At 61.8% G+C, this 20,054-nt stretch carries 18 protein-coding genes; 3 read left to right on the forward strand and 15 right to left on the reverse strand.

Features of this window, described 5'->3' with window-relative positions; genetic code table 11:
* The first annotated feature begins 126 nt into the window (after nucleotides 1-126).
* The gene (coq7, locus tag C0058_RS29355) at nucleotides 127-774 is read left to right on the forward strand and encodes a 2-polyprenyl-3-methyl-6-methoxy-1,4-benzoquinone monooxygenase (RefSeq protein ID WP_003210945.1); all 648 of its coding nucleotides are present in this window, start codon (nucleotides 127-129) and stop codon (nucleotides 772-774) included.
* A gap of 64 nt (nucleotides 775-838) precedes the next feature.
* On the opposite strand, the gene C0058_RS29360 is transcribed toward coq7, so the two are convergent.
* The gene (locus tag C0058_RS29360) at nucleotides 839-1,261 is read right to left on the reverse strand and encodes an OsmC family protein (RefSeq protein WP_003210947.1); all 423 of its coding nucleotides are present in this window, start codon (nucleotides 1,259-1,261) and stop codon (nucleotides 839-841) included.
* Between the two features lie 250 nt (nucleotides 1,262-1,511).
* Between C0058_RS29360 and crp the strand changes: the two genes are divergently transcribed.
* Complete coding sequence (gene crp, locus C0058_RS29365) at nucleotides 1,512-2,156, forward strand: cAMP-activated global transcriptional regulator CRP (protein WP_003210949.1); 645 nt, start codon at nucleotides 1,512-1,514, stop codon at nucleotides 2,154-2,156.
* Here the strand turns inward: crp and C0058_RS29370 are convergent.
* The 4 genes from C0058_RS29370 to C0058_RS29385 are packed head-to-tail and all read right to left on the reverse strand — an operon-like array spanning nucleotide 2,153 to nucleotide 5,336.
* Nucleotides 2,153-2,848: a lipoate--protein ligase family protein gene (locus C0058_RS29370; protein WP_093204494.1), complete on the reverse strand. Its 696-nt coding sequence runs from the start codon at nucleotides 2,846-2,848 to the stop codon at nucleotides 2,153-2,155. The two genes, crp and C0058_RS29370, sit on opposite strands and share 4 nt — an antisense overlap.
* Nucleotides 2,849-2,850: 2 nt before the next feature.
* The gene (trpC, locus tag C0058_RS29375) at nucleotides 2,851-3,687 is read right to left on the reverse strand and encodes an indole-3-glycerol phosphate synthase TrpC (RefSeq protein ID WP_003210953.1); all 837 of its coding nucleotides are present in this window, start codon (nucleotides 3,685-3,687) and stop codon (nucleotides 2,851-2,853) included.
* A complete protein-coding gene (gene trpD / locus C0058_RS29380) occupies nucleotides 3,684-4,733 on the reverse strand; it encodes an anthranilate phosphoribosyltransferase (protein WP_003210955.1) in 1,050 nt (349 codons plus the stop codon). Before trpD ends, trpC begins: the two co-directional genes overlap by 4 nt.
* A 9-nt stretch (nucleotides 4,734-4,742) precedes the next feature.
* Nucleotides 4,743-5,336: an aminodeoxychorismate/anthranilate synthase component II gene (locus C0058_RS29385; protein ID WP_003210957.1), complete on the reverse strand. Its 594-nt coding sequence runs from the start codon at nucleotides 5,334-5,336 to the stop codon at nucleotides 4,743-4,745.
* A 412-nt stretch (nucleotides 5,337-5,748) separates the two neighbouring features.
* On the opposite strand from C0058_RS29385, the gene estP reads away from it, so the two are divergent.
* On the forward strand, nucleotides 5,749-7,671 hold the full coding sequence (gene estP, locus C0058_RS29390; protein ID WP_003210959.1) for an esterase EstP: 1,923 nt from the start codon (nucleotides 5,749-5,751) through the stop codon (nucleotides 7,669-7,671).
* Between the two features lie 138 nt (nucleotides 7,672-7,809).
* Here estP and trpE read toward each other — a convergent pair whose 3' ends face one another.
* From trpE to C0058_RS29445, 10 genes are all read right to left on the reverse strand, one after another.
* Entirely contained in the window at nucleotides 7,810-9,291 is a 1,482-nt protein-coding gene (gene trpE / locus C0058_RS29395; RefSeq protein ID WP_003210962.1) for an anthranilate synthase component I, read from the reverse strand.
* 68 nt (nucleotides 9,292-9,359) lie between these two features.
* On the reverse strand, nucleotides 9,360-10,178 hold the full coding sequence (locus C0058_RS29400; protein WP_003210964.1) for a phosphoglycolate phosphatase: 819 nt from the start codon (nucleotides 10,176-10,178) through the stop codon (nucleotides 9,360-9,362).
* Nucleotides 10,175-10,849 carry a ribulose-phosphate 3-epimerase gene (gene rpe / locus C0058_RS29405; RefSeq protein WP_003210966.1) on the reverse strand — a complete coding sequence of 225 codons (675 nt, stop codon included), beginning with the start codon at nucleotides 10,847-10,849 and terminating at the stop codon, nucleotides 10,175-10,177. The genes C0058_RS29400 and rpe overlap by 4 nt, the downstream gene beginning before the upstream one ends.
* Before the next feature lie 83 nt (nucleotides 10,850-10,932).
* Entirely contained in the window at nucleotides 10,933-12,081 is a 1,149-nt protein-coding gene (locus C0058_RS29410; protein WP_003210968.1) for an iron-containing alcohol dehydrogenase, read from the reverse strand.
* A 202-nt stretch (nucleotides 12,082-12,283) separates the two neighbouring features.
* Complete coding sequence (locus C0058_RS29420; RefSeq protein WP_003210970.1) at nucleotides 12,284-13,108, reverse strand: ABC transporter permease; 825 nt, start codon at nucleotides 13,106-13,108, stop codon at nucleotides 12,284-12,286.
* Nucleotides 13,109-13,121: 13 nt separating this feature from the next.
* The gene (locus C0058_RS29425; RefSeq protein ID WP_003210972.1) at nucleotides 13,122-14,354 is read right to left on the reverse strand and encodes an ABC transporter permease; all 1,233 of its coding nucleotides are present in this window, start codon (nucleotides 14,352-14,354) and stop codon (nucleotides 13,122-13,124) included.
* A gap of 212 nt (nucleotides 14,355-14,566) precedes the next feature.
* Nucleotides 14,567-15,607, reverse strand: a complete 1,041-nt coding sequence (locus tag C0058_RS29430) for an ABC transporter substrate-binding protein (RefSeq protein ID WP_003210973.1) — start codon at nucleotides 15,605-15,607, stop codon at nucleotides 14,567-14,569.
* A gap of 43 nt (nucleotides 15,608-15,650) precedes the next feature.
* Nucleotides 15,651-16,763, reverse strand: coding sequence for an ABC transporter ATP-binding protein (locus tag C0058_RS29435; protein WP_003210974.1), 1,113 nt, complete (start codon nucleotides 16,761-16,763; stop codon nucleotides 15,651-15,653).
* Between the two features lie 226 nt (nucleotides 16,764-16,989).
* Nucleotides 16,990-17,619, reverse strand: coding sequence for a response regulator transcription factor (locus tag C0058_RS29440; RefSeq protein ID WP_003210977.1), 630 nt, complete (start codon nucleotides 17,617-17,619; stop codon nucleotides 16,990-16,992).
* A gap of 25 nt (nucleotides 17,620-17,644) precedes the next feature.
* Nucleotides 17,645-20,032 carry a PAS domain S-box protein gene (locus tag C0058_RS29445; protein WP_102370011.1) on the reverse strand — a complete coding sequence of 796 codons (2,388 nt, stop codon included), beginning with the start codon at nucleotides 20,030-20,032 and terminating at the stop codon, nucleotides 17,645-17,647.
* Nucleotides 20,033-20,054 lie beyond the last annotated feature (22 nt).

Here is a 20,054-nt window from a genome sequence, read left to right on the forward strand (position 1 = left end):
AAAACGAGAGCGCTGCGCACTCCAGCGGGAGCAAGCTCCCTCGCCACACAAGCAATTTGACCCAGCGCAAACGCTTCCCCCTCTCTTGCGGTAAACTGGCCGCCGAGATTCTTCCCGGAGGTCAGCATGACTACCCAACGTCACTACTCGCCGATTGATCGTCTGTTGCTGCAAGCCGATACGGCCATGCGCACGCTGCTGCCATTCAGCGGCCAACCGCACCGCCCGTCGCCCGCCATCGTGCGGCCCGAAGCGCAGATGAGCGAGACCGACACCCGCCACGTCGCCGGCCTGATGCGTATCAACCATACCGGTGAGGTCTGTGCCCAGGCGCTGTACCAGGGCCAGGCCCTGACCGCCAAGCTGCCGCAAGTGCGCGCCGCGATGGAACATGCCGCCGAAGAAGAAATCGATCACCTGGCCTGGTGCGAACAACGCATTCGCCAGTTGAACAGCCATCCGAGCGTGCTGAACCCGCTGTTCTACGGCTTATCGTTTGGCATTGGTGCGGTGGCCGGACTGATCAGCGACAAAGTCAGCCTGGGTTTTGTGGCCGCCACCGAGCATCAGGTGTGCAAACACCTCAATGAACACCTCGAGCAACTGCCGGCTGAAGACGAAAAGTCCCGGGCGATTCTTGAGCAGATGCGCATTGATGAAGAACATCACGCCGAAAGCGCGCTGGACGCGGGCGGCTTCCGCTTCCCGGCACCGGTGAAATTTGGCATGAGCCTGCTGGCCAAGGTCATGACCAAAAGCACGTACCGCATCTAGTTTCAGCAGAAAACAAAAAAGGGCGCTATCAAGCGCCCTTTCTTTTTGCCTGCCGATTGAAGAATCAGCCCAACTCAATGATCTCGTAATCATGAGTGATGGCAACGCCCGCAGCGCCCAGCATGATCGAGGCCGAGCAGTACTTCTCCGCCGACAACTCGATGGCCCGCTTGACCTGGGCTTCTTTCAACGCCCGGCCCTTGACGACAAAGTGCATGTGGATCCTGGTAAACACCTTCGGGTCTTCGGTGGCACGCTCGGCTTCCAGGAATGCTTCGCAGCTTTCCACCGCCTGGCGGGACTTCTTCAGGATGCTCACCACATCGAAATTGCTGCAACCGCCTACACCGAGCAGGAGCATTTCCATCGGGCGTACGCCCAGGTTGCGGCCACCGGCTTCCGGCGGGCCGTCCATGACCACCACGTGGCCACTGCCCGACTCACCGAGGAACATGGCTTCGCCCGCCCATTGGATGCGTGCCTTCATCGCCCAGACTCCACTGCTAAAAAAGGGTCGCCAGCTTAGCACAGCACTTTGGGCCGGCAGCGTTTCCCATGAAAGCGATCAACAGCAGGGTTTGCTGGGTAAATTCCCTAATGAAGTCAGAATGTGTCTGTTAAGCTGGCGCCAAATCAATGGCGCATTGCCATCCATTGGATGATGTAGCTTAGCCGTTGATCGCGCTGGATAAAAAAACAAGCTCACCAACACCGTGCAGTCTTTTCGGGATACAACCATGGTTGCTATTACTCCCACACCCAAAATCAAGAACCTCGACAAACTGCTCATGCATTGTCAGCGCCGGCGTCATCCAGCCAAGCACAACATCATCTGCGCGGGCGAGCGCTCGGAATCCCTGTTCTTCATTATCAAAGGCTCGGTCACTATCCTGATCGAGGATGACGATGGTCGCGAAATGATCATCGCCTACCTCAATACCGGTGATTTCTTCGGTGAACTCGGGCTTTTCGAACAAGCCGGCAAGGAACAGCAACGCAGTGCCTGGGTGCGGGCCAAGGTCGAATGCGAAGTCGCCGAGATCAGCTATACGAAATTTCGCGAACTGGCCCAGCAGGATCCCGACATTCTGTACGCCCTGAGCGGCCAGATCGCACAGCGCCTGAGAGACACCACGCGCAAAGTCGGCGACCTGGCGTTCTTCGACGTCACCGGCCGGGTTGCCCGCTGCCTGCTGGAGTTGTGCAAGCAACCGGACGCCATGACCCATCCCGACGGGATGCAGATCAAGATCACCCGCCAGGAAATCGGGCGGATCGTCGGTTGCTCAAGGGAAATGGTTGGCCGCGTGCTCAAGGACCTGGAGGAACGCAACCTGGTGCATGTCAAAGGCAAGACCATGGTGGTCTTCGGTACGCGTTAAACCGGCAGGAAACTCGCAAGCATCTGACGGTACAACGTATCAAGCCGGGCAATCGCATCTGGCGCCGCAAAGGCTTCGTGCAGGGCGATGTGGCTTTCGGCGCGCACCCGTTGTTCCAGGCCGCATGCTTCATTGAAGCGATTGACCGCGGCGATCAACTCGACGCGATCGTCATCCAGCAGCAACGCACCATGCACCAACCCCACCGGGCGCCCGCCACTCTGGCGCCAGCGCTGGGCGGTACCGACCATTTTGCGACCATCAAGGTTGACGTTGTAGCGACCGTCGCAAAACGCACCGTCGATCTCGCCCACCGACGCGTTGCCACCCAACTCGATCAGCAGGTCGCAAATCGGCTGGCACAGACGCTGGTAGCCGGTTTCGATACGGCCCTGGTCACCTTCACTGCGTGGTGGCGCGTAGACTAACGCGATATTGACCGTGGCTGCCGATTGCGGAACAGGCTCACCGCCCGTTTCCCGCAGCAGCACCGGCCAACCGGCGTCTGCCGACACCTGGCTGGCGGTCTCGAATGCCGGAAGGCGGCTCAAACGACGAGGCATCACCAACGCTTGATCGCTGGGCTGCCAGAACAGCAGGCCGAACGGTTGCTCGCCGGCACAGACCGCGGCGAGCAAATCCTGCTCGGCCTTAAGGCCTGCCTCGACCGTCATCGCCACCGGCTGGGTCATCATCAATCCAGGGTCGAGCCACTGACGGCAACGCCACGCTCCGGGAAGAACAGGCGCTGCAATTCAGCCCCCGGGTTCTCGGCACGCATGAAGGTTTCGCCGACGAGGAACGAGTACACGCCGCTGATTTCCATCAGTTCCACATCGGCGCGATTGACGATGCCGCTTTCGGTGATCACCAACCGGTCGCGCGGGATGCGCGGCAACAGGTCGAGGGTGTTTTCCAGGCTGACTTCGAAGGTGTGCAGGTTGCGGTTGTTGACGCCCACCAACGGTGTGTCGAGGGTTTTCAACGCGCGTTCCAGTTCATCACCGTCGTGCACTTCCACCAGCACGTCGAGGCCGACGCTCTTGGCCACGGCCGCCAGTTCAGCCATTTTCACGTCATCCAGTGCGGAGACGATCAACAGCACGCAATCGGCGCCCAAGGCACGGGCTTCGACGATCTGGTAGGGGTCGACCATGAAGTCCTTGCGGATCACCGGCAGCGAACACGCCGCACGCGCTTGCTGCAGGTACAGGTCGGCACCCTGGAAATAGTCGATATCGGTCAACACCGAGAGGCACGTCGCGCCGCCCTTCTCGTAGCTTTTGGCGATGTCTTCAGGGATGAAGATCTCGCGAATCACGCCCTTACTCGGCGAAGCCTTCTTGATTTCAGCGATAACGGCCGGCTGTTTTTCCTTGGCCTGCTTGATCAGCGCATTGGCGAACCCACGCGGTGCATCAGCGGTTTTCGCCAGGCCTTCCAGCTCAGCCAGGCTGACCCGGGCACGGCGCTCGGCGACTTCTTCTGCCTTGCGGGCCAGGATTTTTTCCAGAACGGTCGGAACACTCATCCTTCATTCTCCACTTTGAACACCGCAGTAAACGCACCCAGTTCTTCGAGCTTTTCGCGCGCCAGCCCGGTATGCAATGCATCATGAGCGAGGGCAACACCCTCTTTAAGACTGTAGGCGTGATCCGCGGCGTACAGCGCCGCACCGGCGTTGAGCACAATCATTTCTGCGGCTTTCTGGCCGTTTTCGGTCTTGCGGCGTCCCAGGGCATCGCGAATCAGTTCAAGGGAGGCGGCCGGGCTTTCTACTGCCAGGCCGTGCAGGCTCTGGCTTTTCATGCCGAGGTCTTCTGGCTCGACCCAATACTCGGTGACCTGGTCGTTCTTCAACTCCGCCACGAAGGTCGGTGCCGCCAGGCTGAACTCGTCGAGGCCATCCTTGGAATGCACCACCAGCACGTGCTTGCTGCCCAGGCGCTGCAGGACTTCAGCCAATGGCCGGCACAGCGCCTGGCTGAACACGCCCACTACCTGATGCTTCACACCGGCCGGATTCGTAAGCGGGCCGAGCATGTTGAACAGGGTACGCAAGCCCAAGTCCTTGCGCGGGCCGGCGGCGTGTTTCATCGCGCCGTGATGGGACTGGGCAAACATGAAGCCGATACCGACATGATCGATGCAGCGCGCCACTTGTACCGGGGTCAGGTTCAGGTAGATGCCTGCAGCTTCCAGCAAATCGGCGCTGCCGCTTTTACCCGACACCGCGCGGTTACCATGCTTGGCCACGGTGCAGCCGGCAGCGGCCACCACAAAGGAAGAAGCCGTCGACACGTTGAAAATGTTCGCACCGTCGCCGCCGGTGCCGACCACGTCGACCACGCCGTCGAGGGTCTTGAGTTCAACCTTGTCGGCCAGCTCACGCATGACCGACACAGCGCCGACGATTTCGTCGATGCTCTCGCTCTTCATGCGCATGGCCATCATGAACGCGCCGATCTGCGCGTCGGTGCATTGACCGGTCATGATCTCGCGCATCACATCGCTCATTTCAGCGGTGCTCAGGTCCAGATGGCCGACGATACGGCTCAGGGCAGTCTTGATATCCATGAAAAGTCCTTAGCGCGTGCCGCCGCTCTGCTTGAGAAAGTTAGCGAACAGCTCGAAGCCCTGCTCGGTCAAAATCGATTCCGGGTGAAATTGCACCCCTTCGACGTTCAGTGTCTTGTGACGCAGGCCCATGATCTCGTCGACCGAGCCATCCTCCAGTTGGGTCCAGGCCGTCAGCTCAAGGCACTCGGGCAGGGTTTCACGCTTGACCACCAGCGAGTGGTAGCGGGTTACCGTTACCGGCAGGTTCAAACCCTGGAATACGCCCTGGTCCTTGTGAAATACCGGGCTGGTCTTGCCGTGCATTACCTGGCGGGCGCGGACGACGTCGCCACCGAAGGCCTGGCCGATGGACTGATGGCCCAGGCACACGCCCAGGATCGGCAGCTTGCCGGCAAAGTATTGGATGGCTTCGAGGGAGATGCCCGCTTCGGTCGGCGTGCACGGGCCTGGGGAGACGACGATGCGTTCAGGGTTCAACGCGGCGATCTGGGCCACGGTCAATTCGTCGTTGCGCACCACCTTGACCTCGGCGCCGAGTTCGCCCAGGTACTGCACAACGTTGTAGGTAAAGGAGTCGTAGTTATCAATCATCAGCAACATGTGGGTTAAAACCTCTTGAATTCACTGACTTCTAATGACGGCCTTCCAAGGGAGTGACCCGCTGCCAGACGCACTTTCCGGTTGCCGGGGTTGGCCGGCAAGGGGCGTTTAACAGAGGGTGAAGAAGGCAAATCGGTACAGGTCCGGCGGGGCCGGTAGAGAAAAGTTAGGCGCGCCAACGCCAACGGGCGTGTGCCTTGACTACTCGCATCAAGAGTTTGCTGATGATCAACACGGAGAGGGTCTCATTCATACGTTCAGGCACAGTAACGTAGCCTCGCCAACGGTGCAATATCGAGCCGCAAATACGGGGGAAACTGCCCGACTGATAATTGGCGTCAAACTTTTCAGAACCCTTCCAAGGGCGCTACAGTCACAGTGCTGACAAAAAAACAAAATCATGGACGGACTCATGACCAAGATGCCCTATTTCACCCCCATCGTCGGCTGCCTCTTGGCGCTGGCATGCTCGCAAGCCTTCGCCGCGCCCTCGCCTTATTCGACGATGGTCGTTTTCGGTGACAGCCTGGCCGACGCCGGTACATTTGCCGACCCTGGCGCACCGGGCTCAACCTATCGCTTCACCAACCGCACCGGCCCGCAATACTTCGACGGCAGCGGCGAAAGCACATCGCTGATCTCCTCGACGTTATTGGGCGGCAAGCTGGGGGTTGCCCCGGGCGACCTGAATGCCTCGACCTCGCCGGAGCGCGCCGCGCTGGGCCAGCCAGACGGCAATAACTGGGCCGTCGGCGGCTACACCACCCAACAGATCTACGATGCCATCACCGGTAACTCCACCGTCACCGACAGCGACACCGGGCAGGTATTGCGTACACGTCCCGGATACCTGGCATCAACGGGGGGCCGAGCCGACCCCAACGCGTTGTACTTTCTCTCCGGCGGCGGCAATGACTTCCTCGACGGCCTGGTCCTCAGCCCCGACCAGGCCTCGGCCGCAGCCGGGCGCCTGGCCGACAGCGCCCAGGCGCTGCAACAGGCTGGCGCCCGTTATGTAATGGTATGGATGCTGCCGGACCTGGGCCTGACACCTGCCGTCAATGGCACCCCTCTCCAAGGGGCCGTCAGCACCCTGGCCGGCGCGTTCAACCAGACCCTGGTACAGCGCCTGTCGCAAATCGATGCGCAGATCATCCCGCTGAACATTCCGTTGCTGCTCAAGGAAACCTTTGCCGATCCCGGGCGTTTTGGTTTTGCCACCGACCAGAACCTCAACCAGACGTGCTTCAGTGGCACCACCTGCAGGAATCCGGTGTATGGCGTCGGCGGCACCAATCCGGACCCGACCAAGCTGATTTACAACGACACCGTGCACCCGACCGAGGCCGGCCAGGCACTGATCGCCGACTACGCGTATTCGCTGCTGGCAGCCCCCTGGGAAATCACCCTGCTTCCGGAAATGGCCCAAGGCACCTTGCGCGCCCATCAGGATTCATTGCGCAACCAATGGCAAGCCGACTCCCGTAGCTGGCAGGCCGTGGGCCAATGGCGGGCGATCGTCGACGCTGGCGGCCAGCACCTGGACTTCGATGATCAGAACAGCTCGGCCAGCGGTGACGGCAGCGGCTATAACCTGAACATCGGTGGCAGCTACAGGCTCAATGACGAGTGGCGCGTGGGTGTGGCAGCAGGCTTCTATCGCCAGAGTCTTGAGGCCGGCGCCAGCGATTCGGACTACAAGCTCAACAGCTACCTGGGCACCGCGTTCGCCCAATATCAGGAAGATCACTGGTGGGCCGACGCCGCATTGACCGGCGGCAAACTGGACTTCGATAACCTCAAGCGCAAGTTCGCCCTGGGCATCAGCGAAGGCACCGAGAAAGGCGACACCGACGGCTGGCTATGGGCATTGAGCGCACGGGTTGGGTATGACATCGCCGAGCCGAACAGCGAGTGGCACTTCTCACCCTTTATCAGCGCTGACTATTCGCGGGTCGAGGTGAATGGTTATTCGGAGAAAGATGCCCGGTCCACCGCGCTGACCTTTGATGACCAACAGCGCGACTCCAAGCGTTTGGGAATCGGATTACAAGCCAACTACCGCTTCACCCCGCAAACCCTGGTGTTTGGCGAAGTGGCCCACGAGCACGAGTTTGAAAACGATACGCAGCGAGTGGGCATGTCCCTCAACAGCGTGCCGGGGATTGATTTCAAACTGGACGGCTACACGCCACGCAGCAATTCGGATCGCTTGAACCTGGGGATTACCCACAAGGTGACCAAGGACCTGGCGCTGAACGCGGCCTATAACGTGAGAAAGGATGACAACTTTACCCAGCAAGGGCTGAGTGTCGGGGTGAGTCTGGATTTCTGACTCGGACTTGAAACTGACAAATACCAAATGTGGGAGCGGGCTTGCTCGCGAAAGCGGTGCGACAGTCACCTTATATATCGACTGATACACCGCCTTCGCGAGCAAGCCCGCTCCCACATTTTTGATCTACGTCTGACTTCAGTCCTGCGGGGTCTGCTCAGCCAACGCCACCGCGCGGAACATCGCCCGGCGCTTGTTCAGCGTCTCTTCCCATTCCAGGGCCGGTACCGAGTCGGCCACGATCCCGCCGCCCGCCTGCACGTGCAGTTCGCCGTCCTTGATCACCGCCGTACGGATCGCGATCGCAGTGTCCATATTGCCGTTCCAGGCGAAATACCCCACCGCGCCGCCATACACACCACGCTTCACCGGCTCCAGCTCGTCGATGATTTCCATCGCGCGAATCTTCGGTGCGCCCGACAAGGTGCCCGCCGGCAGGATCGCCCGCAGTGCATCCATCGCCGTCAACCCGGCCTTCAGCTCGCCGGTGACGTTGGACACGATGTGCATCACGTTGGAGTAACGCTCGATCACCATCTTCTCGGTGAGCTTCACCGAACCGATTTCCGAGACACGCCCGGTGTCATTGCGGCCCAGGTCGATCAGCATCAAGTGCTCGGCGATTTCCTTGTCGTCGCTCAACAGGTCCTGTTCCAGCGCCAGGTCCGCCTCTTCGGTCGCACCGCGAGGGCGGGTGCCGGCAATCGGGCGTACGGTGATCAGGTTGTCTTCGACCCGCACCAGCACTTCCGGCGAACTGCCCACGACGTGGAAGTCGCCAAAGTTGAAGAAGTACATGTACGGCGTCGGGTTGAAACAGCGCAGCGCCCGGTACAAATCAATCGGCGCGGCCTTGAAGTCGATGGACATGCGTTGCGACGGCACCACCTGCATGCAGTCACCGGCAAGGATATATTCCTTGATGGTATCGACCGCACGCTCGTAGTCATCCTGGGTAAAGCTGGAGCGGAACACCGGGTCAGCCGCCGGTGGACGGCTGAGGTCCAGGCCGCGACGCGGGGTGATCGGCTGGCGCAGTTTTTCCAGCAGCGCTTCCAGGCTCGCCTGGCCTTGCTCGAACGCATCGGCCTGGGAAGGATCCGCCAACACGATAGCGTGCATCTTGCCCGCGAGGTTGTCGAACACCACCACCGCGTCGGAAACCATCAGCAGAATGTCCGGCACACCCAACGGATCGGGGTTCGGGGATTTGCCCAGGCGTTTTTCCACGTAGCGCACGCAGTCGTAGCCGAAGTAACCCACCAGGCCGCCGTTGAAGCGCGGCAGGCCGGCGATGGTCGGCACGTTGTAGCGCGCCTTGAATTCCTCGACGAAGGCCAGCGGGTCTTCCACGTCATGGCTTTCGATCTCGACGCCGTCCAGGGTGATGCTCACATGGTGATCATGTACCCGCAGCACCGTGCGGCACGGCAGGCCGATGATCGAATAACGGCCCCATTTCTCACCGCCCTGCACCGACTCCAGCAGATAGGAGTTGGGCTCGTCGGCCAGTTTCAGGTAGATCGACAGCGGGGTGTCGAAGTCGGCCAGGGTTTCGCAGGCCATGGGGATACGGTTGTAGCCGGCAGCGGCCAAACGCAGGAATTCTTCGCGGATCATGAGGTGCCTCGTGGCTTGAGGGTCTAACGGTCAGGTGTGCAAACGTGCCGCAGCGCGGCGAGGATCAGTCAGGCGCGCCAACGCCAGCGGGCCAGGGCCTTGATGACTTTCATCCAGAGTTTGCGAGTGACCACCACGATGGGATTTCCAGAAGGGGATGGAACAGCGTCGGGCAACGTTATCTCAGCGCCCGTTCCCAAGCAACCGGGGATTAACAGGCGCAGGTCATCAATCACCAGCGCCGGGGATTCTTCGGCAATCGGCCGGCCATGGTTGTAGCCGTAACTCAAGGCCACGCACTTGACCCCCGCCGCTTTCGCCGCCAGCACATCACTGCGCGAATCGCCGACAAACAGCGATTGGGACGCCGGGATATTGGCCATTTTCATCACGAAGAACAGCGCGGCCGGGTCGGGCTTCTTCTGCGGCAAGGTATCGCCGCCGATGATCCAGCGGAAATACCGGCCGATCTTCATCTGGTCCAACAGCGGTGCGACGAAACGCTCCGGCTTGTTGGTGATCAGGGCCATTTCCACGCCCTGCTTGTGCAGCCATTTCAGGGTGTCGCGCACGCCGGGATAAACCACGGTCAGTTCGTGGCCGTTTTCGTAGGCCACGTTGAACAGCTCAAGCGCATGCTCGGCTTCCACATCATCGACACCCTCGGCCTCGATGTTGTTGGCCAAGGCCCGACGCACCAGCATCTGCGCGCCATTGCCGACCCACTCGCGCACCGACTCGATACCCGCCGGCTTGCGCCCCAGCTTGAGCAGCATCTGGTCCACCGCCGCGGCCAGGTCCGGCACTGAATCGATCAACGTACCGTCCAGATCGAACATCACCAGCCGTGGCAGTTTGCCGGGGAACAGTTGCTCAAAGCCACTCATGGACGCGCCAGCGCCAGTTCTGCACGCATCTTGGCGATCACTTCCTGATAGTCCGGGGCATTGAAGATTGCCGAACCGGCCACAAAGGTGTCAGCACCGGCCGCGGCGATTTCGCGGATGTTGTTGACGTTGACGCCACCGTCGATCTCCAGGCGGATATCACGGCCCGACGCATCGATCAGCGCCCGCGCTTCACGCAGCTTGTTGAGGGTGCCGGGGATGAACTTCTGCCCGCCGAAGCCCGGGTTGACGCTCATCAGCAGCACCATGTCGACTTTGTCCATCACGTACTCAAGCACGCTCAGCGGAGTGGCCGGGTTGAACACCAGGCCCGCCTTGCAACCGCCCTCGCGGATCAGTTGCAGGGTGCGGTCCACGTGCAACGTGGCTTCCGGGTGGAAGGTGATGTAGGTCGCGCCGGCTTCGATGAAGTCACCGACGATGCGGTCCACCGGGCTGACCATCAAGTGCGCATCGATAGGCGCGGTCACGCCGTATTTACGCAGGGCGGCACAGACCATCGGACCAATGGTCAGGTTCGGCACATAGTGGTTGTCCATGACATCGAAGTGAACGAAGTCGGCACCGGCGGCCAACACCTTGTCCACTTCCTCGCCCAGGCGGGCGAAGTCGGCGGAGAGAATCGATGGAGCAATGACGAAGGGCTGCATGACGCACCTTTTTGAGCTAAATCACGATGGCGCGCATTGTATACCTCATGCTTTGCCGCGCGCACCGTGACCTCGCTCAATGGTTAATAAGCTGCCCGGTAGATTTTCTCGATATCAGCGGCGCTGAGCTTGCGCGGATTGTTGCGCATCAGGCGCTCGATCCCCGCCGCCTCTACCGCCATGGCCGGGATCGCGTCTTCAGGCACACCGAAGCTGCGCAGGCCGGACGGAATCTCGACTGCGGCACACAGTCGCGTCATCGCATCGACGGCCTGGTCGGCGGCATCCACCGCACTCAACCCCGTGATATTCACGCCCATGGCCTCGGCAATCTCCTGCATGCGCTCCACACACGCCAGCTTGTTCCAGTGCATCACGTAGGGCAGCAGCAAGGCATTGCTTACGCCGTGAGCGATGTTGAAACGCCCGCCCAACGGGTAGGCCAACGCATGCACCGCGCCCACGCCGGCATTCCCGAACGCCATCCCGGCCATCAGGCTGGCGGTGGCCATGTCGTCCCGGGCCTCAAGGTTGGCGGGGTTGGCGTAGGCCTTGGGCAACGCCTTGGCAATCAGTTTGATCGCCCCGATGGCCAGTGCATCGGTGATCGGCGAGGCATTCAGCGACAGGTAGGATTCGATGGCGTGCACCAATGCGTCCACCCCACTGGCGGCGGTGACGCTGCGCGGGCAAGTCAGGGTCATCTGCGGGCTGATCAGGGCCACGTCCGGCAGCAGGTAATCACTGACGATGCCTTTTTTCAGTTGCGCGACCTTGTCCGACAGAATCGCCACGTTGGTCACCTCCGAACCGGTGCCGGCGGTGGTGGGAATCGCGATCAGCGGCGGGCCTTTGCGCGGCACCTGGTCCACGCCGAACAGGTCGGCCAGGGCGCCATGGTAACCGGCGTAGGCCGCCACGCTCTTGGCGATATCGATGGCACTGCCGCCGCCGACGCCGATCAGGCCGTCATGCCCGCCTTCGCGGTAGACGCGCATGCAGTCCTCGACGATGGCGATTTCCGGGTCGGGCAGCACGCGGTCGAAAATCTCGTAGGTCCGTTCGCCCAGGTGTTCCAGCGCCAGCGCCACGGTGCCGGATTTGACCAGTGCCGCATCGGTGACAATCAGCGGGTTGTCGACATCCAGCCGCGTCAACTCGGCGGCCAGTTGCTCGATGGCGCCTGGGCCGGTGAGCAGTTTGTGGGCGATCTTGAATGAGGAAGTACTCATGTGCGCGGCCTCTTATCAGTTATGGGCTGGCACAAGACTAGCTGACTTGGGCTGGTTGTCTTGCATTCAGCTACTGAATAGACACAAACCCAATGTGGGAGCGGGCTTGCTCGCGAAGGCGGTAGGCCAGTCGATATCTCTGTTGACTGACATACCGCCTTCGCGAGCAAGCCCGCTCCCACATTTTGATCTCTGTTTGGCTTTAGACCTGGGCCGTACGCAGTTTCTCGCTACGCCCGCGCAGCCATTCCAGGGTCAGCAACAGCACCACCGAGAACGCGATCAACAAGGTCGCTGCGGCGGCAATGGTAGGGCTGAGGTTTTCACGGATGCCGCTGAACATCTGCCGGGGCAAGGTTGCCTGCTCGGGCCCGGCGAGGAACAGCGTCACTACCACTTCATCGAACGAGGTGGCAAAGGCGAACAGCGCCCCGGAGATCACCCCCGGGGCAATCAACGGCAAGGTCACCCGACGAAACGCCGTCAGCGGTGACGCGCCCAGGCTGGCCGCCGCCCGCACCAGGTTATGGTTGAACCCCTGCAAGGTCGCCGACACGGTGATGATCACAAACGGCACGCCCAGCACCGCGTGCACCACGATCAGCGAGAAGAAGCTGTTGCCCAGGCCCAGCGGCGCGAAGAACAGGTAACTGGCCACACCGATAATCACCACGGGCACTACCATCGGCGAAATCACCAGGGCCATCACCAGCGCCTTGCCGGGAAAGTGCCCCCGGGTCAGGCCAATCGCCGCCAGCGTGCCGAACACCATCGCCAGCACTGTAGCCGCCGGAGCCACGATGATGCTGTTCTTCAGGGCGCGCATCCATTCCGCCGAACCGAAGAAATCCTGGTACCAGTGCAGCGAGAAACCTTGCAGCGGGTAGACCAGGAAACTTCCACTGTTGAACGACAGCGGGATGATCACCAGCACCGGCAAGATCAGGAACAACAGGATCAGGCCGCAGAGGATCCGCAAGCTGTAGAACCAGACCCGTTCCACGGGCGACATATAAGGGCTCAGCATCGCAACGGTCTCCTTAGCTCAGGCGCAGGCGGCTGGCGCCCACCAGCCAGTTGTAGATCAAATACAGAACCACGGTGGCCAGCAGCAGCAAGCCGCCCAAGGCCGTGGCCATGCCCCAGTTGATGCTGGTGTTGGTGTAGAAGGCCACGAAGTAGCTGACCATCTGGTCGTTCGGGCTGCCCAGCAAGGCCGGGGTGATGTAGTAGCCAATCGCCAAAATGAACACCAACAAGCAGCCGGCACCAACGCCTGCGTAGGTCTGCGGGAAGTACACGCGCCAGAAGCTGGCGAATGGGTGGCAGCCCAGGGAGATTGCCGCCCGCATGTAGGTGGGCGAGATGCCTTTCATCACGCTGTAGATCGGCAAAATCATGAAGGGCAGCAGAATGTGCACCATGGAGATGTAGACCCCCAGCCGGTTGAACACCAACTCGACGGGTTTATCGATCAGCCCCATGCCCATCAGCGCGCTGTTGATCAAGCCGCCGGACTGCAGCAACACGATCCAGGCCGCCACGCGCACCAGCACCGAGGTCCAGAACGGCAGCAGCACCAGGATCATCAGCAAATTGCTTTGCCGCGCCGGCAAGTTGGCCAGCAGGTAAGCCAACGGATAGGCCAGCAGCAGGCAGCACACGGTGATGACCAGGCCCATCCAGAACGTACGGGCGAAGATATCGAGGTAGATCGCCTGGTCCGGGGTGGCCGGGGCGATTTCGCCGAGGTCGTCGATGCGGTGATCGACGGCGGCCAGCAAGTAGTATGGCGTGAGGCTGCTGGTGTTGCGCCGGATCGCCTGCCAGTACGCCGGGTCGCCCCAGCGTTCGTCGAGGTTTTCCAGCGCTTCTTTATAGGAGGCAGGCGCTTCGGTGAACGGCAGCGCCCGCGCGGTTTTCGTCAGCAGGCTGCGATAGCCCGCCAGCTCCATGTTCAAGCGTTTGGAGAGGTCGCCCAGGGTCGAGTTTTTCCGGGCTTCGCCCAGGTCCTCGCTGATGGCTTGATACACCGGCTCGCCCGGCAAGCCACGACCGTCCCAGGCCGTCACCGCCACCACCGTGCGCGGCAGGCCGCCCACCACTTCCGGGTTGCCGACGCTTTTGTAGAGCAGCGCCACAATCGGTACCAGGAACACCAGCAGCAAAAACACCACCAATGGCGCGATCAGGGCCTGGGCCTTCCAGCGGTTGAGCCGCTCGGCACGCGCCAGGCGCTGTTTCAGGGTGGGGCTGGGAATGGCGAGGGCCATGGCGAACTCCGGATCGTAAAAAAGAATGCAGACCTGTGAAGGCCCACACCTGTGGCGAGGGGGCTTGTCCCCCGTTGGGCTGCGCAGCAGCCCCAGTAAAGCCACTGTGGTTTATTAGACTGACCGCGGTGGCTGGTTTTGGGGCCGCTTCGCAGCCCAACGGGGGACAAGCCCCCTCGCCACAAAAAGCCCATCCACCCTGGGTGCGGTGGTTACTTGGCAGCCCAGGAATTGAAGCGCTGCTCCAGTTGCTCACCGTTATCCGCCCAGAAGCTCACGTCGATCTGCACCTGGTTGGCGATGTTTTCCGGGGTAGTCGGCATATCCTTCAGGATGTCCTTCGCCAGCAACGGTACCGCCTGGGTATTGGCCGGGCCGTAGGCGATGTTTTCCGAATAGGTCTTCTGCTGCTGCGGCTGCACCGAGAAGGCGATGAACTTCTTCGCCGCGTCAGCACGGTCCTTGGCCAGGCCTTTTGGAATGGCCCAGGCGTCGAAATCGTAGATCCCGCCGTTCCACACCACTTTCAAATTGCTTTCTTTCTGCACGGCAGCGATCCGGCCGTTGTAGGCAGAACTCATCACCACATCGCCAGAAGCGAGGTACTGCGGCGGTTGGGCGCCCGCTTCCCACCACTGGATATACGGCTTGAGCTCATCGAGCTTCTTGAACGCACGGTCCTGGCCATCTTTGCCGGCCAGCACCTTGTACACATCCTTCGGCGCCACACCGTCAGCCATCAAGGCGAATTCCAGGGTGTACTTGGCGCCCTTGCGCAGGCCGCGTTTGCCCGGGAATTTCTTGGTGTCCCAGAAATCGGCCCAGCCGCCTGGCGGTGCTTTCAGTTTGTCGGCGTTGTAGGCCAGCACCGTGGACCACACGAAGAAACCCACGCCGCACGGCTGGATCGCGCCCTTCACGTAGTCGCCCGGGTTGCCGAACAGTTTCGGGTCCAGGGGCTCGAACATGTCTTCGTCACAGCCACGGGACAGTTCCGGCGACTCCACTTCCACCAGGTCCCAGGACACGCTCTTGGTGTCGACCATGGCCTTGACCTTGGCCATTTCACCGTTGTATTCGCCGGCGACGATCTTGCCGTTGCCCGCGCTTTCCCACGGTGCATAGAAGGCCTTGACCTGCGCCGCCTTGTTCGCGCCACCAAAGGACACCACCGTCAAATCAGGGCCTGCCATGGCCTGTGTCGCGCCCATCAAGCTCAGAGCCAGGGCGGAATATTTCAGGGATCTCAACATTGTTGTTCTCTCCACGTGCGAGGTTGGTGAAGCAAGGGGGCGATCAATTCGCCTCTAGAAGTGGGTCGAGTGCGCGAACGTGCTCGACTTGCCAGCCAATCGGTACCACGTCGCCGACCGCCAGGGCTGTGTCCAGCTCGGCGATCGGTTGTTTCACAAAAAAATCGGTCTTGCCGCAGACTTCCAGGCGCACCCGCACGTGGTCGCCCAGGTAGATGAACTCGGCCACGCGCCCGGAGAAACGGTTGACGCAGCTTTCGCTGGAGCCATTCAGGCTGACGCGCTCGGGGCGCACCGACAGGGTCACCGGGCCGCCGACCTGGCCGACGTTCACCGCCAGCGCCTCGACCTTTTCGCCGCGCGCCAGTTCGACCACGCAGCGGTCGCCGGTGTGGCTGTGCAGGCGGCCATTGAGGCGGTTGTTCTCGCCGATGAAGTTGGCGACGAAGGTGTTTTTCGGTTCTTCGTACAAGGTGCGCGGGGCAGCGATCTGCTGGATCTCGCCCTGGTGGAACACCGCCACCCGGTCGGACATGGTCAGTGCTTCGCCCTGGTCGTGGGTCACGTACACCACCGTCACGCCGAGGCGCTGGTGCAGGTGCTTGATCTCCATCTGCATGTGTTCGCGCAGTTGCTTGTCGAGGGCGCCGAGGGGTTCGTCCATCAGCACCAGCTGTGGCTCGAACACCAGCGCCCGGGCCAGGGCCACCCGCTGCTGCTGGCCACCGGAGAGTTGCGCCGGGTAGCGCTGGGCGAAGGCATCGAGCTGGACCATGCTCAGTACACGCTTGACCCGCTCGCTGATGTCGGTCTTGCTCAGGCCGCGTACAGAGAGCGGAAACGCCAGGTTCTCGGAGACGGTCATGTGCGGGAACAGCGCGTAGTTCTGGAACACCATGCCGATGTCGCGCTTGTGGGGCGGCACGTTGTTGATGGAGCGGCCGGCCAGCTGGATCTCGCCGGCGGTGGGGGTTTCGAAACCGGCGAGCATCATCAGGCTGGTGGTCTTGCCCGACCCGGACGGCCCGAGCAGGGTCAGGAACTCGCCCTTGCGAATCTCCAGGTTGAGGTCTTTGACGATCAGGTTCTCGCCGTCGTAGCTCTTCTGCACGCCACGAAAGCTGACCAGCACATCATTTGAATCCACCTCGCTCATACCCGCACCTTTTTGTTTTGGACTGCCGTGGAACAAGCGTAGTCCCAGGGCAAGGCCGCGCAAATCGGGGGCCCGGAGAGATTGGCATCAGCAGGATGGAAGGTTTGGGGTAGGGATTGCCCTACACGGATGACGGGGATAGAACAGAGCAGTTACAAACCCCACGCTACAAGCAGCAAGACCGGGCAGCGCGGCGCTCGGCAGGCAGTCGCAAACAGGTATGCCGCTATAGGAGTTTGTGCTCCATGGCGTACTTCACCAGTTCCGCCAGGGAGGTGATATTGAGCTTTTGCATCAGGCGCGCCTTGTGGGTACTGATGGTTTTGCTGCTCAACGCCAACTGCTGGGCGATGTCGTTGACGTTGGCGCCCTGGGCCAGGCGCTCGAATACCGAGAACTCGCGCTCCGACAACAACGAGTGCAATGGGCGGGAATCGGTGAGGCCGACTTCGAAGACCATGCGGTCGGCCAGGTCCGGGTCGATGTACCGTCCGCCCGCCGCGACCTTGCGGATCGCGGTCAGCAGCAGCGCCGGGTCGCTGTCCTTGGTGGCATAGCCGGCGGCACCGACCTTCAGCGCACGGGCGGCCATTTGCGCTTCGTCGTGCATCGACAGCACCAGGATCGCCGGGGGATTGTTCAGCGCACGGATCCGCGGGATGGCTTCCAGGCCGTTGACGCCAGGCATCGAGATGTCCAGCAACACCACCTCGCAAGGCACGTGGCGCAGAGTCTCCAGCAACTGCTCGCCATTGCTCGCCTCGCCCACCACCAGCAGGTCCTTGGCCAGGCCGATCAGTTGCTTGATGCCTTCGCGAACGATGGTGTGGTCTTCAGCTACCAGTACACGGATCACTGTGGATGTCCTCTTCTTTTGGTTATCAATCCAGCGGCACCGTCACACTCAGGGTGGTGCCTTCGCCCAATGCGCTGTCCAGGCTCAACTGCCCGCCCATGATCAGCACCCGCTCGCGCATGCCCACCAGGCCAAACGATACCGGGCGCCCGGGGGCCTGGACGAAACCTGCGCCGTCGTCGCTGATGGTCAGGCGCAAGTGCGCGCCCTCCACCACCAGCGTCAGCTCGACAGTATGCGCCTGGGCATGGCGCATCACATTGGTCAGTGCCTCCTGCAGGATGCGGAACAGGCCGATGGCCTTGGCGTCGCTCAGCGCCGGCAGATTATCCGGCACCTGCACCAGGCACGGAATCTGCGTCCGGGCCTCGAAACGCCGGGCCTGCCATTCGATCGCCGAGGCAATCCCGGCATCGAGAATCGGCGGACGCAAGGCGGTGGCCACATCGCGTACCAGTTGGAACAGTTGGGCGATCAGGCGCTTCATGCTGTTCAGCCGCTCGTGCAGGCCGGGATCCAGTTGGGCGTAGGTCAGCTCGCACATCGAGGTCTCCAGCTTGAGCACGGTGAGCATCTGCCCCAACTCGTCGTGCACTTCCCGGGCGATGCGGGCCTTCTCTTCCTCGCGCACGGTTTCCAGGTGGGCCGACAATTCCCGCAATTGCGCGCGGGAGGCGTCCAGCTCCAGCTCGATGCGCTTGCTCTCGCTGATGTCCCAGACAATTCCGTCCCAAACCACGGCCCCGTCTTCCAGGCGTCGGGTCACGGCCTTGATATCGGCCCAGCGCTGCTCGCCCAGGCGGGTCAGGATGCGGCCCTGCCAGGCCCAGTTGCTCTCCGTCTCGATGGCCTGGTCCTGGGTGCGGTGATAACTGGCGCGGTCGTCGGGATGCACCAGGCTGCGAATGCCCATGGCCGGATGGCTGAGCACTTCCGGCGCGTAACCCACCAGGCCCTCGCTGCCCTGGCTGATGTAGGCAAACTCGATCGCCTCGCTGCGCGGCAAGCGCTCCAGGCGAAACACCAGCCCCGGCACATTGGCGGCGATCCCTTGCAGCCGCGCCTCACTTTCCTGCAAGGCCGCGAGGGCCCGGCGACGCTCGGTGACATCGTTGAGGTAGACCACCAGGTATTCGCCGTCGGCAAAGCGCAGGAAACTCAGGGACACATCGGCTGGCAATACGCTGCCATCGGCGCGCAGGCAATTGGTGGCAAAGCTCTGTGGCCCGTCTTCGCTGGCCCGGGCACGCTTCCACAGGTTGAGCCAGCGGTCCATGGTCAGCGTCGGGTCGAACTCGATCAGCGGGCGTTCGATCAGGGCGCCGGGGGCGTAGCCGAGCATGGTTTCCGCCGCCTGATTGGCGTAGCGCACATGGCTGTCCCAATTGACCCAGAGGATACCGACGGTGCTTTGGTCGATGGAGAACTGGGTCAGGCGCAAGGCTTCGGCACCGGCGGCGCGGGCGGCGCTTTCTTCGCGGGCGGCCAGCAGATTATGCTCCAGGCCGCGTTGCTGGCGGCGCTGCCAGAACACCACGGCCAGGCTGGCGAGCAATAGCAGGCCCAGCAGCAACGTGAGGTTTTGCCAGAAGCCGGGGGACTCGGTCACCCGTGGGTATTTGGGCTGCAGCCAGCGGCTGTGCAACTGGTCCAGATCACGAGCGGGAATCGCGCGCAAGGCGCTTTGCATGATATCGGCCAGCTCGGGCCAGTCGCGCCGCGTGGCCACCCGCAGCAATTGCGGCAGGCCGATATCGCCGACCACGGCAAGGCCGGCGAACTCGGTTTCGCCCGACAACCGGCTCAATTGCGCCTCATCCACCACCGCATACCGCGCCTGCTGGCTCACCAGCAATTGCAGGGCCTGGCGCTCCATGGGCACGCCTTGCAGGTTGAGACTCGGGTAGGTGCTGCGCAGGTAATCCGCCACTGCGCTGGGCATGCGCACGGCGACGCGGGATTGGTCGTCGAGTTTCTCCAGGTCGACTGCGGTGCTGCCATCGCGAACCCCGACGATGTGCTGGGGCACCCGCATATACGGATCGGAGAATAACCACAGGCGCAGGCCGGCCGGGGTTTGCAGCAGGCCGGGGGCGAGGTCGACCTCGCCGTCACGCACCGCCGCCTCCAGTTGCTCCTGATTGGGAAAGTTGCGCCAGGTCAGTTCGATATTCAGCGCCTTGGCCAACCAATGCATCAATTCGACATTGGCCCCGGACAGCCGCTGCAAGCGCCGATCGTATTGGGCATAAGGCGCCTGTAACACCAGCCCGACCCGCAGGTCGGGATGCTGTTCGAGCCATTCGCGCTGGCCGGCATCGAGCTGCGCCTGGTGAGTGGCAGGCGCAGGCACGGCGCCCGCGATCAAGGGAAAGCATATACAGCCGATAACCAGCAGGTAGCGAAAACCCATGATCCACGTCTCATATCACTGA

This window comes from Pseudomonas sp. NC02 (genome assembly GCF_002874965.1).
Lineage (GTDB): Bacteria > Pseudomonadota > Gammaproteobacteria > Pseudomonadales > Pseudomonadaceae > Aquipseudomonas.